The sequence below is a fragment of the Nocardioides sp. genome, assembly GCF_035503875.1.
Classification (GTDB): Bacteria; Actinomycetota; Actinomycetes; order Propionibacteriales; family Nocardioidaceae; genus Nocardioides.
This window is the reverse complement of the sequence record NZ_DATJTA010000104.1, coordinates 38,813-53,247: the sequence shown is the minus strand read 5'-3', so window position 1 is coordinate 53,247 and position 14,435 is coordinate 38,813. Positions and strand designations below refer to the sequence as shown.

Here is a 14,435-nt window from a genome sequence, read left to right as displayed (position 1 = left end):
GACGACCGCCACGCTAGCGCGCCGATCGGCCCCAGGGAAGCCAAAACTGAAATTCATTCTGGCGAGTCGTCGCCGCGTCGCCGAGGGTCCGGGAGGCCGGTCCCACCCCTTCCGGTGAGTGGGACCTGAACGGCCCCCGCCGGCGGGGTCGGGCGGACACTCGGGACGTCGGCCACGTGTCCCGCATCACGGCCAGAAACGGAGCAGCAGATGAGCGTCGCCCAGGACGAGGTCCGCAAGATCGAGGCAGAGGCCGCACCCACGCGGTTCGCGCGGGGCTGGCACTGCCTCGGGCTCGAACGAGACTTCCACGACGGCAAGCCGCACCAGGTCTCCGCCTTCGGCGAGAAGCTGGTCGTCTTCGCCGGCCAGGACGGCGAGGTCAAGGTCCTCGACGCCTACTGCCGCCACATGGGCGGCGACCTCTCCCAGGGCGAGGTCAAGGGCAACGAGATCGCCTGCCCCTTCCACGACTGGCGCTGGGGCGGCGACGGTCGCTGCAAGCAGATCCCCTACGCGCGCCGCGTCCCGCTGCGCGCGCGCACCCAGGCCTGGCCGACGATGGTCCAGGACGGCATGCTCTTCGTCTGGAACGACCCCGAGGGCAACCCGCCGCCGGCGGACGTCACCATCCCCCACATCGAGGGGTACGGCGACCCGGAGTGGACCGACTGGGTCTGGTACACCACCAAGATCGAGGGCGCCAACTGCCGCGAGATCGTCGACAACGTCGTGGACATGGCGCACTTCTTCTACGTGCACTACTCGTTCCCCACGTTCTTCTCGAACGTCTTCGAGGGTCACACCGCGACCCAGTACATGAAGGGCGAGGGCCGCGAGGACATCCGCCCGCAGCGGGCCAAGTCCGGCGCCCGCACCGCGCTGGGCAACAGCTCGGTCGCGTCGTACCACGGTCCGTCGTTCATGATCGACGACCTGACCTACCACTACGACGACGGCGACGTCCCGAGCGTGCTGATCAACTGCCACTACCCGGTCGACAACAACTCCTTCGTCCTGCAGTACGGCGTCATCGTCAAGAAGCAGCCGGGCGTCGACGACGAGACCGCGCTGGAGATGGCACGCCGCCAGGGCGACTTCATCCGGATCGGCTTCGAGCAGGACGTCGAGATCTGGAAGAACAAGGCACGCATCGACAACCCGCTGCTGTGCGAGGAGGACGGCCCGGTCTACCAGCTGCGCCGCTGGTACGAGCAGTTCTACGTCGACGTCGCGGACGTGACGCCCGAGATGACCGAGCGCTTCGAGTTCGAGATCGACACCACCCGGCCGAACGAGGCCTGGCGCCAGGAGGTCGAGGCGAACATCGCCCGCCGCGACGCCGAGGCCAGCGGCCAGCCGGTCTGATGGGGGTCCGACCCGACAACCGGCTCGCCGACGGCCCCATGACGCCGGTCGCGTGCGTGACCTGCGGGGCCTCGGTCGAGGCGCGCAAGAGCAGCTGGGAGCAGACCAGCGTGCAGTGGCACGAGGACTCCGTGCAGCGGTGCCTCGAGCGGCGGGCCTCCGGCCCGCGGCCCGGCCCCAACGGGTCGTCGTTCCCCGGCTGCCAGGCGCTGCGCGAGAGCATCCGCGCGGCCGCCGTACGCGGTGAGCTGCCCGTCCAGGACGGCGACCCGCTGCCGACCAATCCCGAGAACCCCGACTCCCCCGAGCATCACGAGGTGACCCACGCATGATCGACGTCGAACGGCACGGACCCTGGGCGGTGATCGCCGGCGGCTCCGAGGGGGTCGGCGCGTCCTTCGCCACCCAGCTCGCCGAGGCCGGGCTCAACCTGGTGCTGCTCGCGCGCAAGCCCGGGCCGCTGGAGGAGACCGCCGAGGCGGCCCGCGCCCTCGGCGCCGAGGTCCGCACGCTCTCCGTCGACCTCACCGAGTCCGACGCGGTCAAGCAGATCGCCGAGATCACCGCGGACCTCGAGGTGGGGCTGCTCGTCTTCAACGCGGGCGCCAACACCTACGGCCACGAGTTCGTCGACGGCGACCTCGAGCGGTTCCAGCAGGTCGTCGACCTCAACATCACCGCCCAGCTGGCGCTGGTGCAGCTCTTCGGCGCGCCGATGAAGGAGCGCCGCCGCGGCGGCCTGCTGCTGGTCGGCTCGCTCGCCGGATTCATGGGCCAGGCGCAGATCTCGATCTACTCCGCCGTGAAGTCCTTCTGCCGGATCTTCGCCGAGGGCCTCTGGCTGGAGATGCGCGAGTACGACGTCGACGTGCTGGAGTTCGTCCTCGGCGTGACCCGCACCCCGGCGATGGCCCGGGCCGGCCTGTCGATGGACATCCCCGGCCTGCACGTCTCCGAGCCCGACGACGTCGCCCGCCAGGCGCTCGCCTCGCTCGGCGACGGCCCGGTCCAGGTCGCGGCCGGCAACGAGAAGGCCGTCGAGATCCGCAGCGGCACCGACCGCGGCCGGCTCGTGCTCGGAGCGCACGAGGCGATGCAGAAGCTGCTGCCGCCGGCCTCGAAATGACGACTGCTCAGGCGGGACGCCTGGGCGTGGTCAGCCCGATCGTGACGGCCAACCCGGGCGCGCACAGCGCCTGGGAGGCCGGCGCCGGCATCGAGGAGCTCGCCCGGATCGCCGAGACCGCGGACCGGCTGGGCTTCCACCACGTCACCTGCAGCGAGCACGTCGCCGTACCGACCGACGTCGCCGAGCAGCGGGGCGCGACGTACTGGGACCCGCTGGCCACGCTCGGCTACCTCGCTGCCCGCACCGAGCGGATCCGGCTGGCCACCCAGGTGCTGGTGCTGGGCTACCACCACCCGCTGGAGATCGCGAAGCGCTACGGCACCCTCGACGTCGTCAGCGGCGGCCGGGTGGTGCTCGGGCTGGGGGTCGGCTCGCTGCAGCAGGAGTTCGAGCTGCTGGGGGCCACCTTCGAGGGGCGCGGCGCGATCGCCGACGACGCGCTGGCCGCGCTACGGGCCGCGCTCGGGCGGCGTACCCCCCGCTACGACGGACCGCACTTCTCCTTCGACGACCTCGTCGTCGAGCCGCACGCGGTCCAGGAGCGGATGCCGCTGTGGATCGGCGGCCGCACGCCGCGCTCGCTGCGCCGTGCCCTCACGCTCGGCGACGGGTGGGTGCCCTTCGGCCTCGGGCTCGACGCCCTGACCGAGATGCTCGGGCGCAGCGAGGTGCCCGACGACTTCGAGGTCGTGCTCTCCGCGGGCCGCCCCGTCGACGCCCTCGGCGACCCGGACGGGACCGAGGACCGCATCCGCAAGGTCCGCGCCGCCGGCGCGACCCTGGTCAGCACCGCCGTGCACGCGGAGTCGGCCGACCACTACTGCGAGCAGCTCGAGGCGCTCGCGATCATCGGCAAGGAGATCGGATGAGCACCGACACGGACGCCCGGCTCGCGGCGCTGGAGGACCGGCTGCGCCGGCTCGAGGACGAGCGGGAGATCCTGCACCTGATCACCGGCTACGGCCCGCTGGTCGACGCCGGCGCGTCCGACGAGGTCGCGGCGCTGTGGACCGAGGACGGCGTGTACGACGTCGACGAGGTCTACCTCGGCAGCCAGGAGGACATCCGGGCCATGGTCCTCTCCTCCGGCCACCAGGGCTGGATCACGGGCGGCTGCGCCCACTTCGTCGGCCCCGCCCGGGTCACGATCGACGGCGACGAGGCCGTCGCCATCTGCCACTCGCTGATGGTGGTCAACACCGAGGCCGGCTTCGTCGTACGGCGCGCGACGGCCAACCACTGGCAGCTGCGCCGTACCCCGGAGGGCTGGCGGGCGACCGTCCGCACCAGCCGGGTCCTGGACGGCCGGGCCGAGTCCCCCGCCCTGCTGGAGGCCGGCGCGCTGGGGCGGCGTCCGTGACCGGGCGGCTCGCGGGCCGGGTCGCGGTCGTGACCGGCGCCGGTGACGGCATCGGCGCGGCGGTCGCCCGCGCGTACGCCGCCGAGGGCGCCCGGGTCGTCGTCGCCGAGCTGTCGGAGGAGTCCGGCCGTGCCGTCGCCGCCGAGGTCGACGGCCACTTCGTGCGCACCGACGTGTCCGACAAGGCCCAGGTGCACGCGATGGTCGACGCGGCGGTGAGCACCTACGGCTCGATCGACGTCCTGGTCAACAACGCCTGGGGCGCGGGCTCGATCTGCCGCGTCGAGGACAAGACCGACGCCATGATCGACGGTGCCCTGTCGGTCGGTTTCCGAGGACCGCTGTGGGCCATGCAGGCCGTGTTCGGCCACATGAAGGAGCGCGGCTGGGGCCGCGTGGTCAACATGTGCAGCCTCAACGGCGTCAACGCCCACGTCGGCAGCCTGGAGTACAACGCCACCAAGGAGGCGCTGCGGACCCTGACCCGCACCGCCGCGCGCGAGTGGGCGCCCACCGGCGTCGTGGTCAACGCCCTGTGCCCCGGCGCCAAGAGTGCGGCGTTCCGCCGGGTGATGGGCGAGCACCCCGAGCTCGAGGCGGCGGCCGACCGGGGCAACCCGATGGGCCGGATCGGCGACCCGCTCGAGGACATCGCCCCCGTCGCGGTCTTCCTGGCCAGCGAGGACTGCCGGTACCTGACCGGCAACACGCTCTTCGTCGACGGCGGTGCGCACATCAACGGCGTCGCCTGGCAGCCCGAGCTCCCGTGAGCGACGACCGCACCGCCCTGGTCGAGCTGCTCGCGGAGTTCGCGTCGGCCACCGACGGGCGCGACTGGGCGACCATCTCGGGGCTGCTCACCGAGGACTGCGTGGCGTACGGCGCGCGCGGTCCCGAGGCCGCCGTACGGCGGATGCGGGACCACCTCGGCGGCGTCGGTCCGACCCAGCACCTGCTCGGCAACCACCGGGTCTCGGTCACCGGCGACGAGGCGCGCACCCTCACCTACGCGCGCGTCCACCACGTCGGCGCCGGCCCGATGGCGGGCTCCTTCTACGAGTGCCTCGGCGAGTACGACGACCGCTGGGTCCGCACCGACACCGGCTGGCGACTGCGCCGGCGGGCCTTCGAGATCCGGGTCTCCCTCGGCGACCCGGCCGTGCTCCGGCCCGCGTGAGCGGACCTGGTTTCCGGTCAGTGGGAGGCGGGTCCGCGCCCGCGGGCCGCGCCGACCACGCTGACGCCATGACCCCCCAGACCGCACCCGACACCACCGTGCCGGAGGCGTCGATAGCCCAGGCGGCCGACCGGCTGCTCGCCGCCGCGGAGACCGGGACGCCCTGCGCCCCGGTGCGCGACCTGATCGGCGCCGACGACCTCGCGGCGGCGTACGCCGTCCAGTCCCGGATCGTCGGGGCCCGCCGCGCCGAGGGCGCCACGGTGGTCGGCCGCAAGATCGGCGCCACCTCGCTCGCCGTGCAGCAGCAGCTCGGCGTCGACCAGCCCGACTTCGGCTGGCTCTTCGACGACATGGACCTGTCCGGCGCGCACGAGGTGCCGATGGAGCGGCTGCTCCAGCCCAAGGCCGAGGCCGAGATCGCGTTCGTGCTGAAGGCCGACCTGGACGACGGCCCGCTCGACGACGCGCAGCTCCGCGCTTCGGTCGACTACGCGGTCGCCGCGCTCGAGATCGTCGACAGCCGGATCAACGGCTGGGACATCTCCTTCGGCGACACCGTCGCCGACAACGCCTCCAGCGGCCTCTACGTGCTCGGCACCGAGCGGCGCACCCTCGACGAGGTCGAGCCGGTCCACGTCACGATGTCGATGAGCGTCGACGGGGTCGAGGTCTCCACCGGGGACGGCGCCGCCTGCCTGGGCGACCCGCTCCACGCGCTGGCCTGGCTGGCCCGCGCCGCCCGCGAGTACGGCGAGCCGCTGCGCGCCGGCCAGGTGGTGCTGTCCGGCGCCCTCGGACCGATGCGCGAGGTGCCCGCCGGCGCGACCGTCACCGCCACGATCAGCGGCCTGGGCAGCGTCACCGCCCGGTTCTCGAACCCCACCACGACCGCCGAGGAGGCGCAGTGAAGAAGACGAAGGTCGCGATCATCGGGTCCGGCAACATCGGGACCGACCTGATGATCAAGGTGATGCGCCTGTCCGAGACCCTCGAGATGGGCGCCATGGTCGGCATCGACCCGGCGTCCGACGGCCTCGCCCGGGCCGCACGGTTCGGCTTCGCGACCACCAGCGACGGCGTCGACGGGCTGATCGCGCTGCCCGGCTTCGACGAGATCGACATCGTCTTCGACGCCACCAGCGCCAAGGCGCACGTCGCGAACGCCGAGCGGCTGGCGCCGTACGGGAAGCGGCTCATCGACCTCACCCCGGCCGCGATCGGCCCCTTCGTCGTACCGGCGGTGAACCTCGACGAGCACCTCGACGCCCCCAACCTCAACATGGTCACCTGCGGCGGCCAGGCGACGATCCCGATCGTCGCCGCCATCTCCCGCGTCACCCCGGTGCCGTACGGCGAGATCGTCGCCTCGATCGCGTCCAAGTCGGCCGGTCCCGGCACCCGGGCCAACATCGACGAGTTCACCGAGACCACGTCGCACGCGATCCGGACCGTCGGAGGCGCGGGTCGCGGCAAGGCGGTGATCATCCTGAACCCGGCCGAGCCGCCGCTGATCATGCGCGACACCGTGCTCTGCCTGATCGGCGACCCGGCCCCGGCGACGCACGAGCGGATCCGCACCTCGGTGGCCGAGATGGTCGAGCAGGTCGCGGCGTACGTGCCGGGCTACCGGCTCAAGCAGACCGTGCAGATCGTGCCGGTCCCCGCGGACCAGCCGGTGCACACGCTGCTGGCCGACCCCGACGCCCCGGTGACCCACCAGGTGTCGGTGTTCCTCGAGGTCGAGGGTGCCGCCCACTACCTCCCGGCGTACGCCGGGAACCTGGACATCATGACCTCGGCCGCGCTGCGCACGGCCGAGCGGATCGCGACCGAGAACGCCCTCGTGGAGGCCACCGCATGACCGAGATCTTCCTGCAGGACGTCACGCTCCGCGACGGGATGCATGCCATCCGGCACCGCATCGACCCCGTCGACGTCGGCCGGATCGTCGCGGCCCTGGACGCCGCCGGCGTCGACGCGATCGAGGTCGCGCACGGCGACGGGCTCGCCGGCGGCACCCTGAACTACGGCCCCGGCTCGCACAGCGACTGGGAGTGGATCGAGGCGGCCGCCGCCAACATCTCCCGCGCACGTCTCACCACCCTGTTGCTGCCGGGCGTCGGCACGATCGCCGAGCTGCGGACGGCGTACGACCTCGGGGTTCGCTCGGTACGCATCGCCACGCACTGCACGGAGGCCGACGTGGCCGCCCAGCACATCGCGACCGCCCGCGAGCTCGGCATGGACGTCTCGGGCTTCCTGATGATGAGCCACCTCGCGCCGGCCGCGAAGCTCGCCGAGCAGGCGAAGCTGATGGAGTCGTACGGCGCGCACTGCGTCTACGTCACCGACTCCGGCGGCCGGCTCACGATGGAGGGCGTCCGCGAGCGGATCCGCGCCTACCGCGACGTGCTCGACCCGGCCACCGAGCTCGGCATCCACGCCCACGAGAACCTCTCGCTGTCCGTGGCCAACTCCGTGGTCGCCGTCGAGGAGGGCGTACGCCGCGTCGACGCCTCGCTCGCCGGCCAGGGCGCCGGGGCGGGCAACTGCCCGATCGAGCCGTTCGTCGCCGTCGCCGACCTCAACGGCTGGCAGCACGGCGCCGACCTGTTCGCCCTCCAGGACGCCGCCGACGACATCGTCCGCCCCCTGCAGGACCGCCCGGTCCGCGTCGACCGCGAGACCCTCACCCTCGGGTACGCCGGCGTCTACTCGTCGTTCCTGCGCCACGCCGAGACCGCCGCCGAGCGCTACGGCATCGACGTCCGCACGATCCTCCTCGAGGTCGGCCGCCGCCGCCTCGTGGGCGGCCAGGAGGACATGATCGTCGACATCGCGCTCGACATCCTCGGCGCCACCGCCTGAGCGCTGCTCCCGCCTACCGTCGCGTGGGGCGGTGAGTTGGCAACCGTTCCCCGGCCACGGTCGGTTGCCGGCTCACCGCTCCCCCGCCGCCGACGAACCCAGGCACGACGAGGGGCCGACCTCGGCGGCGTCGCCAGCGACCTCGCGCGCCCGGGAGCTGCTCGGCCAGGGCCGAACGCCTAGCTGCAACGGACCCACTCGTGAGCCGATAGTTCTTCCTGCTCGGCGACGGTCGTCATCACCATCCGTCTGCCATCTCCGCACAAGGTGGGCGGGAGGACTGACCTGATCACGGGTCAGGGCATGCGCGGAATGGTCGCAGGACGAGTGGGTCTTGGCGCCCAGATAGACGGGTCTGCCCAAAGGTCTGACCCGCCGACCAGCTGCGACCCCTCCTGGTAGAAGCCGGGGCACCGGCCACTGTTCGAGATGTGCAAGACTCTTCGTGGGGCAGCGACCGCGGCAGTCGGCCGCAGCACGCCTGTTGTCACGTCTTCGGTGGCTCGCCCGGGGTATGCCAGATCTCGTGCGGCTCCCCGGCCGCAGGACTGAGCACAGCGCAGCGCGTGTCAGGAAGAACCTGGACGTCGAAGATCTCCTCAACCCCGGAGGTGAACTCGAGGGTCGCTACGGTAGCGCCCGTGCGGAGGTCGACGACGCCGAGACCGCATTTGAGGGCGTCGTGATATTCGGCGATGGGAGCGCCCCCGAAGATGTTGGTCTCACGGATCTTCGAGAGCCCGACGAAGGCATGGTTGCCGCGAAACGCGAGCCCTCGGGCATAGCCGGGCATGAGTGCCACCGGCATGCGCTGGCCCGAGCCAGTGTCGACATGTTCGAGTCGACCCATGCCCGAGTTGAGAACGTAAAGCTGGTCACCGTGCAGGCGTGGTGAGTGCGGCATCGCCAAGCCGTCCGTGACGCGCTCTCCGGACGGCACATGGAGCACCGCGCCGGAGTCATTGCGTTGTTCCCGCCAACCTCCCGGCTCGTCGCTGGCGGCCATCACGGTCACAAACGCGGGCAGCCCGTCCTTCATGGCCATTCCGTTGAGGTGGCAACGATCCTCTGCCGCGAGCTTGGAGATGAAGGGAGGCCGCCACCGCGGGATGAAGCTGTATCGCGGGTCGACGCCGGCCAAGCAGGAGAACAGGGTGTTGACCACCCACAAGTGTCCCGGCCCTTCGGGACCGTTTCCCCACGCCAACTCGTGTCCTTGCAGGCCGCCGGTCACCACGGTGGAGCGTGCGAGGAAACACCGATCGAAAGCGCCCTCGGGCGGGATGCGATCGGCGAGCTCGGAATGCTCTTCGAGGAACCACACTTGGTCCCGCGAGCCGATTGCGATCCGCCCGGCGTCCACAGCAACGCCCATGGCCTGCCCGAAGCGGCGCATCTGCACGTGAAGGCGACTGTCGACGACGCCGACCGATGCGACCTGGCCGGCCTGGTAGGTGGAGATGAGGAGCGCGCAGCCTAGCTCCTCGAGGAGCGCCGGCAGTGACGGGCTGTAGTTGTACGTCGCTTCCTTGAAGCTGGCCGGCAACTCGGCTTGGTGGGAGTCCTTCGGTACACGCTCGCTCACCACGCCGTTCAGCACGCCCTGGCTTTGGACTGCTTCGCCTTGCGTACCTTGACCTTCAGCGTCTTCAGCGTCTTCGCCGTCTTCTTGACCTTCATGCGAACCCGCTTGGCCTTGGCAGGCGAGGCGCCCTTCAGGGACTTCTTCAGCTTGGCTGCCTTCGACTTCGTCTTCGACAGCTTCTTGGTGGCATCCGCCAGCGCCCGCTCGGCCTTCACACAGTTGGGATCGGCCGTTGGCGGTGCGCCGTTGTTGGGCGGCGTGGTGGTGGGTGGGGTGGTGGGCGTGGTGGTGGGCGGGGTCGCGTCGTCAGTGTCGAGCAGCCAGAGCTCGCTCCCGTGAATCCCGTCGTTGGCGCTGAAGTAGAGAGTGTCGCTGAGGGCCGTCAGACCCCGGGGGTCGGAGCCTCCGTACAGCCCGTAGTCACCTGACGAGGAGGAGTTGATGTCAGCGACCAGAACGGTTCCGGCAGCAGTGCCATCGCTCCGCCAGAGCTCAGGGCCGTGGGTGCCGTCGCTGGCGGCGAAGTACACAGTTTCCCCGATCGCGGCCAGATGATCAGGGTCAGAACTGTCTGGAAACAACGGCTCGCCCTCGTAGTAGAACGCTCCGGGGTCGATGTCGGCGACCATCGTGGTGCTGGCCGCGGTGCCGTCGCTCTTCCAAAGCTCGTAACCGTGGACACCGTCGTCAGCGGTGAAGTAGAGCCGGTCTCCGATGGCGGTGAGCTCCTTCGGATGCGAGCCGGAATCGTGATGGATGTCCGTGACCATCGTGGTACCGGCCGCGGTGCCGTCGCTCCTCCACAACTCCACGCCGTGCGCGCCGTCGTGCGCGGAGAAGTAGAGGGTGTCTTCGACAGTCGTGAGCTCAGCGCCGTTGAGGATCGACGGCTCGATGCCCGGCCTGATGTCGGCAACCATCCTGGTGCCCGCAGCGGTGCCGTCGCTCACCCACAGCTCGTCCCCATGGAGCCCGTCGTCATCGCGGAAGTAGAGGACGTCCCCTGCCGCGGTCAGTGGAACCGCGTCGGGGTAGTGACGATGCATACTGTCCGGTCGGATGTCGGCGACCATTGTGGTGCCAGCCGTAGTGCCGTCGCTCTTCCACAGCTCGTGACCGTGGGTTCCGTCGTCGGCACGGAAGTAGACGGTGTCGCCCAGGGCGACCAGGCCGTACGGCGCGGACGCCGCGCTTCCGGCCTTGATGTCAGTGACCATCGTGGTGCCGGCCGTGGTCCCGTCGCTCTTCCACAGCTCGTGACCGTGGGTTCCGTCGTCGGCACGGAAGTAGAGGGTGTCTCCGGCGGCAGCGAGATATCGAGCGGAATTCTCCGCAGTGTCAGAGAGCCTGCTGGTGCCGGCAGCTGTGCCGTCGCTCTTCCACAGCTCGTAGCCGTGGACGCCATCGTTCGCAAGGAAGTAAAGCGTGTCGCCGATGGCGGTGAGGTTCCGAGGGTTCGACCCGAGGTGGGCGTCCGAGCCCCAGCGCACCGTGGCGATGTCGGCGACGAGTGTGGTCCCGGCGGCGGTTCCGTCAGTCTTCCAAAGCTCGACGCCGTGGGTCCCATCGTCGGCGCTGAAGTACACCGTGTCGCCCATGACCGTGAGTTCGTGCGGTCCACCGTGTCGCGCGCCGGCGTTGATGTCCACGCGAGTCAGGCCACTGCCGGACGGCCCCTCGCCGGACGCTGGCGTAGCGACGGCCGAGAGGGAGAGCGCCGTGGCGGTCGCAGCGATCGCGGTACCGGCGGTCGCCTTGCGTGCACGGCGGCGAAGAGCCTTGCGTTCGAAGCGCTGCTGTCTGGTGCGCCGTTGGGACTGACGCTGGTTTCGGCTACTCATGGTTCCCCCCGGAACGTCACCCCGTCGCACTGCCGGGGAATGCTCGGATGACACCGTATCGACACCGCCGGTTCGAAGTGGTCGATTCACGGCCATGGGACTGCTTCATCACCAGGTGACAGGTTGATGTGCCCTACAGCTCGGTCGCCCGAGTTGGCGAATGAGTCGAGGACCTTCGCAGAGGACTGCGCATCGTGCCTCGACCCGACCCACCGGATTCTCGTCAGCGAGTCGTGGCGCTCCGTCGTGCCGACAAGCAGCTCAAGCAGGTCGTCGACCAACTGAGCATCAGCGCCGGGTGTCTGCGCACATGGGTCCTGTAAGGACCGCAGCGACCCCGGTGAGCTCGCCAGGGTCAGCATGATCGAGTCAGCTGAGCTACGCGCGCCGCGCAAACGGGCTAGCCGATGCTCGGCAGCGCACCGACTTCCGCCGGTACCGGCGGACGGGCGAACGGATGTTCGGGTCTGCTTGAACCTCGAAGTATGAGCCGCGCAGTCGGGTCCGTGACTTGGGCGTGGCGCACCGATCACGAGGGCGTGCGCCGGCTGACGCCTGAGGGTCTCTACGGGCGTCGAAAACAGGACCGCGCTGTTGACCCGCACTGCCCTGGCTGCCATTGACCTGAGCAAGCAGTGCAAATCCCGCTGTGCTCGACATCGGTGCCGAACGCACTCGCCTGCCGCGGTCCGGGCGCACCTGCACCTGCGTCTGTCCGCCGCCATGACAGACACCGCCGACCTACGTCCGTCGATGAAACCGGACGCTGCCGTCGGGGAGGCGTTCGGTGGCGTAGGTCGGGTCGTGGGCTCGGTGGTGATGGTGGGAGCAGAGGAGCAGGCCGTCGGCGAGGTCGGTGCGGCCGCCGGCGGCCCAGGGGGTGCCGGCGTGGTGGGCTTCGCACCACGGTGCCGGGACGTGACACCCCTCGGCGCGGCACTCGCCGTCACGGAGCGCGAGCGCGCGGCGCTGGGCACGGCCGAAGAAGCGCTGGGAGCGGCCGAGGTCGAGGACCTCACTCTTGCCGTCGAGAACCGCCGGGACGATGCCGGCGGTGCAGGCGAGGCGGCGGGCTTCCTCGGCGGTAATGCGGTCGTGGGAGTCGCCGGGAGCGGGGTTGCCGAGGGTCGCGGTGGCGAGGTCGGCGCGCAGCGAGTCCAGCGACATGGTCACCACGAGGGTGGTGGCGTCGCCGCCGTGGATCGGGAGGCGGGTGGGGTCGAGGGTCTCCAGGAGGTGGCAGAACGCCTGGGCTGTCTTGCGGCCGTAGGGCACGGGGTTGCTGGTTGGCTCGCCGGGTTTCGAGGCCCGCTTCGCTCGCACCTCAACCAGCGTTGAGTCGGCGTTCGGTCCCTCCTCAACCAGCGACGGGTCAACCGCCGAGGCGGTGTCGTCGCGGCGGGGGTTGGTGAACGCATGCAGGTAGGTCGCGAGTCTCGCGGCGGAGGCGTCGGGGATCAGGCCGCTGATGCGGGTGGTGCCGTCGCCGAGGGCGCGCAGGCCCAGGCGCATCCGCTGCTGGGCGGAGGCTTCGAGGTCGGCGAGGTGGCGAGCCTCGACGGCTTCGGCGATCTCCGGGGCGATGACCTCGAGGATCCGGCGGCCCAGGCGGGCCAGCTCGGTGGGGTCGAAGCGGTCGGCGTACCCCACCAGCGCGGCCTCGGCCTCGTCGACCACCGACGAGGAAACCTCGGCCGGGAGCTTGGCCAGGGCGGAGGCGATGACGTGGGCCTGGTCGAGGTTCACCCGCCCCTCGCGCAGGGCGGTCGCGAGCACCGGACGGTCCGCGAGCGCCAGAGCAAGACGGACCTCAGCCGCGCAGTCGCCCCGGCGTCGATGCGTGGCCGCCGCGGCCCAGGCGCCCACGTCGCGGGCGCCGGTCTCCTCAGCCACGTCAGCGGCGTCGGCGGTGACCCGGAGCCGGAGCTCGGCCACCCGCGCCTCGATGGCGCCCAGCTCGACCAGCGCGGCCGCCTTGTCCGAGGTCGTCATGAAGGCCGGGTTCACGTCGGCGACCGACTTCAGCGCACCGGCGATCTCGGCCGCGGCCTGGCGGATCGGGTGGGCCATGCGAGCCTCCGAGAGCTCTACGAGATGACCATCCCAGTATGGTCGAACGTGCGTTCGATGGCAACTGGCTATCCCCAGCACTACCGAACCTCCGCAAAGCCGCATCAGGCGGGCCGGCGGATGTTAGCGTCGCGGGCACTCGGGACGAATCGACCCGATCGAAGAGGTGGTGGGCCGCGTGGTCCGACGTGGTGCTGTGCCGTTCGCTGCCGTGCTGGTGATCCTGACCCTGGCGGTGGGCGTGCTCCCGGCGACGGGCGCCGAGGCCCGCCGGGCTCCCTCCCTCACGAAGAAGGACCTCCGCAACGCCCCGATCGCGAAGGTGTGCGGCAACTGGAAGGGTCGCTTCAAGAACGGCGTCCTCTCCGACGCCCGCGACTACGAGAGCCTGCGCGTCGAGCACCTGGCGCTCGGCAACCTGGACGGCAAGCGCGGTCGCGACGGCGCCATCGTCGTCCGGTGCGGGACCCGCATGCCCTACACCGACTTCGTCGCGGCGTACGTCGCCGACAAGCGCGGCCGGCCGGTCCTGCGCTCGGTCACCCCCATCGCCGCCATCGACGGGACCACCGCGGACGGGGGCGGTCACGTGAGCCGGCTCCGGATCACGTCCCGCCGGATCGTCGCCCGCTGGGACTCCCACGAGGCCGACAGCGCGGGCGACAACGGCTCCTTGGGCGTCGTCCCCACCGTCGGTCGGCTGAGGCTGCGCAAGGGCCGCCTCCAGGCCTCGATCGAGCGGCAGGGCCTGCGGTGGGTGACCGACCGGTTCGCCGCCACGATGGCCGAGCGGGACTACCGGGCTGCCCGGAAGCTGGCGCCCACCGCCGTCGTCGATGCGCTGCGCGGGTTCCCGCTGAGCTCCTGGTCGGAGCGGTACGTCTGGTACTACGGCGACTTCCGCTCCGACAACGCGAACCTGGGCTGGGCCTCGTTCAGCGACTCCGGCTTCCAGCTGAACCTCCGGTACGACGAGCGCACGGACGCCTGGAGCATCACCGGGCACTACGTCTTCCGCTGACCGCGGTTCCCGG

14 protein-coding genes are annotated in these 14,435 nt (G+C 70.9%); 11 read left to right on the top strand and 3 right to left on the bottom strand.

The features are described 5' to 3' along the window. Positions 1 to 210: 210 nt before the first annotated feature. The 10 genes from VMF51_RS25035 to dmpG all read left to right on the top strand — a co-directional run bounded on the left by VMF51_RS25035 (position 211) and on the right by dmpG (position 7,905). A complete protein-coding gene (locus VMF51_RS25035; protein WP_325477213.1) occupies positions 211 to 1,368 on the top strand; it encodes a Rieske 2Fe-2S domain-containing protein in 1,158 nt (385 codons plus the stop codon). Next, a complete protein-coding gene (locus VMF51_RS25030) occupies positions 1,368 to 1,700 on the top strand; it encodes a ferredoxin (RefSeq protein ID WP_325477212.1) in 333 nt (110 codons plus the stop codon). The genes VMF51_RS25035 and VMF51_RS25030 overlap by 1 nt, the downstream gene beginning before the upstream one ends. Further along, positions 1,697 to 2,494: an SDR family NAD(P)-dependent oxidoreductase gene (locus VMF51_RS25025; RefSeq protein WP_325477211.1), complete on the top strand. Its 798-nt coding sequence runs from the start codon at positions 1,697 to 1,699 to the stop codon at positions 2,492 to 2,494. The genes VMF51_RS25030 and VMF51_RS25025 overlap by 4 nt, the downstream gene beginning before the upstream one ends. Beyond that, entirely contained in the window at positions 2,491 to 3,366 is an 876-nt protein-coding gene (locus VMF51_RS25020; RefSeq protein WP_325477210.1) for a TIGR03619 family F420-dependent LLM class oxidoreductase, read from the top strand. Before VMF51_RS25025 ends, VMF51_RS25020 begins: the two co-directional genes overlap by 4 nt. Next, positions 3,363 to 3,857, top strand: a complete 495-nt coding sequence (locus VMF51_RS25015) for a nuclear transport factor 2 family protein (protein WP_325477209.1) — start codon at positions 3,363 to 3,365, stop codon at positions 3,855 to 3,857. The genes VMF51_RS25020 and VMF51_RS25015 overlap by 4 nt, the downstream gene beginning before the upstream one ends. Continuing rightward, on the top strand, positions 3,854 to 4,627 hold the full coding sequence (locus VMF51_RS25010) for an SDR family oxidoreductase (RefSeq protein WP_325477208.1): 774 nt from the start codon (positions 3,854 to 3,856) through the stop codon (positions 4,625 to 4,627). The genes VMF51_RS25015 and VMF51_RS25010 overlap by 4 nt, the downstream gene beginning before the upstream one ends. Further along, on the top strand, positions 4,624 to 5,034 hold the full coding sequence (locus VMF51_RS25005) for a nuclear transport factor 2 family protein (protein ID WP_325477207.1): 411 nt from the start codon (positions 4,624 to 4,626) through the stop codon (positions 5,032 to 5,034). The genes VMF51_RS25010 and VMF51_RS25005 overlap by 4 nt, the downstream gene beginning before the upstream one ends. Before the next feature lie 68 nt (positions 5,035 to 5,102). After that, the gene (locus tag VMF51_RS25000; RefSeq protein WP_325477206.1) at positions 5,103 to 5,945 is read left to right on the top strand and encodes a 2-keto-4-pentenoate hydratase; all 843 of its coding nucleotides are present in this window, start codon (positions 5,103 to 5,105) and stop codon (positions 5,943 to 5,945) included. A gap of 50 nt (positions 5,946 to 5,995) precedes the next feature. Next, positions 5,996 to 6,898: an acetaldehyde dehydrogenase (acetylating) gene (locus VMF51_RS24995; RefSeq protein ID WP_414689501.1), complete on the top strand. Its 903-nt coding sequence runs from the start codon at positions 5,996 to 5,998 to the stop codon at positions 6,896 to 6,898. Then, positions 6,895 to 7,905: a 4-hydroxy-2-oxovalerate aldolase gene (dmpG, locus tag VMF51_RS24990; protein WP_325477204.1), complete on the top strand. Its 1,011-nt coding sequence runs from the start codon at positions 6,895 to 6,897 to the stop codon at positions 7,903 to 7,905. The genes VMF51_RS24995 and dmpG overlap by 4 nt, the downstream gene beginning before the upstream one ends. A gap of 487 nt (positions 7,906 to 8,392) precedes the next feature. Here dmpG and VMF51_RS24985 read toward each other — a convergent pair whose 3' ends face one another. From VMF51_RS24985 to VMF51_RS24975, 3 genes are all read right to left on the bottom strand, one after another. Next, positions 8,393 to 9,505: a TIGR03032 family protein gene (locus VMF51_RS24985; RefSeq protein WP_325477203.1), complete on the bottom strand. Its 1,113-nt coding sequence runs from the start codon at positions 9,503 to 9,505 to the stop codon at positions 8,393 to 8,395. Next, the gene (locus VMF51_RS24980; protein ID WP_325477202.1) at positions 9,499 to 11,139 is read right to left on the bottom strand and encodes an ELWxxDGT repeat protein; all 1,641 of its coding nucleotides are present in this window, start codon (positions 11,137 to 11,139) and stop codon (positions 9,499 to 9,501) included. The genes VMF51_RS24985 and VMF51_RS24980 overlap by 7 nt, the downstream gene beginning before the upstream one ends. A 933-nt stretch (positions 11,140 to 12,072) precedes the next feature. Further along, positions 12,073 to 13,401, bottom strand: a complete 1,329-nt coding sequence (locus VMF51_RS24975) for an HNH endonuclease signature motif containing protein (RefSeq protein ID WP_325477201.1) — start codon at positions 13,399 to 13,401, stop codon at positions 12,073 to 12,075. A 196-nt stretch (positions 13,402 to 13,597) separates the two neighbouring features. On the opposite strand from VMF51_RS24975, the gene VMF51_RS24970 reads away from it, so the two are divergent. Beyond that, positions 13,598 to 14,422 carry a hypothetical protein gene (locus VMF51_RS24970; protein ID WP_325477200.1) on the top strand — a complete coding sequence of 275 codons (825 nt, stop codon included), beginning with the start codon at positions 13,598 to 13,600 and terminating at the stop codon, positions 14,420 to 14,422. The last annotated feature ends 13 nt before the right edge of the window (positions 14,423 to 14,435 follow it).

Excerpts from the sequence above, each read along its gene's own strand:
- VMF51_RS25035 (WP_325477213.1), top strand. The coding sequence starts at position 211 with ATGAGCGTCGCCCAGGACGAGGTCCGCAAGATCGAGGCAGAGGCCGCA.
- VMF51_RS25030 (WP_325477212.1), top strand. The coding sequence starts at position 1,368 with ATGGGGGTCCGACCCGACAACCGGCTCGCCGACGGCCCCATGACGCCG.
- VMF51_RS25025 (WP_325477211.1), top strand. The coding sequence starts at position 1,697 with ATGATCGACGTCGAACGGCACGGACCCTGGGCGGTGATCGCCGGCGGC.
- VMF51_RS25020 (WP_325477210.1), top strand. The coding sequence starts at position 2,491 with ATGACGACTGCTCAGGCGGGACGCCTGGGCGTGGTCAGCCCGATCGTG.
- VMF51_RS25015 (WP_325477209.1), top strand. The coding sequence starts at position 3,363 with ATGAGCACCGACACGGACGCCCGGCTCGCGGCGCTGGAGGACCGGCTG.
- VMF51_RS25000 (WP_325477206.1), top strand. The coding sequence starts at position 5,103 with ATGACCCCCCAGACCGCACCCGACACCACCGTGCCGGAGGCGTCGATA.
- VMF51_RS24995 (WP_414689501.1), top strand. The coding sequence starts at position 5,996 with ATGATCAAGGTGATGCGCCTGTCCGAGACCCTCGAGATGGGCGCCATG.
- dmpG (WP_325477204.1), top strand. The coding sequence starts at position 6,895 with ATGACCGAGATCTTCCTGCAGGACGTCACGCTCCGCGACGGGATGCAT.
- VMF51_RS24975 (WP_325477201.1), bottom strand. The coding sequence starts at position 13,401 with ATGGCCCACCCGATCCGCCAGGCCGCGGCCGAGATCGCCGGTGCGCTG.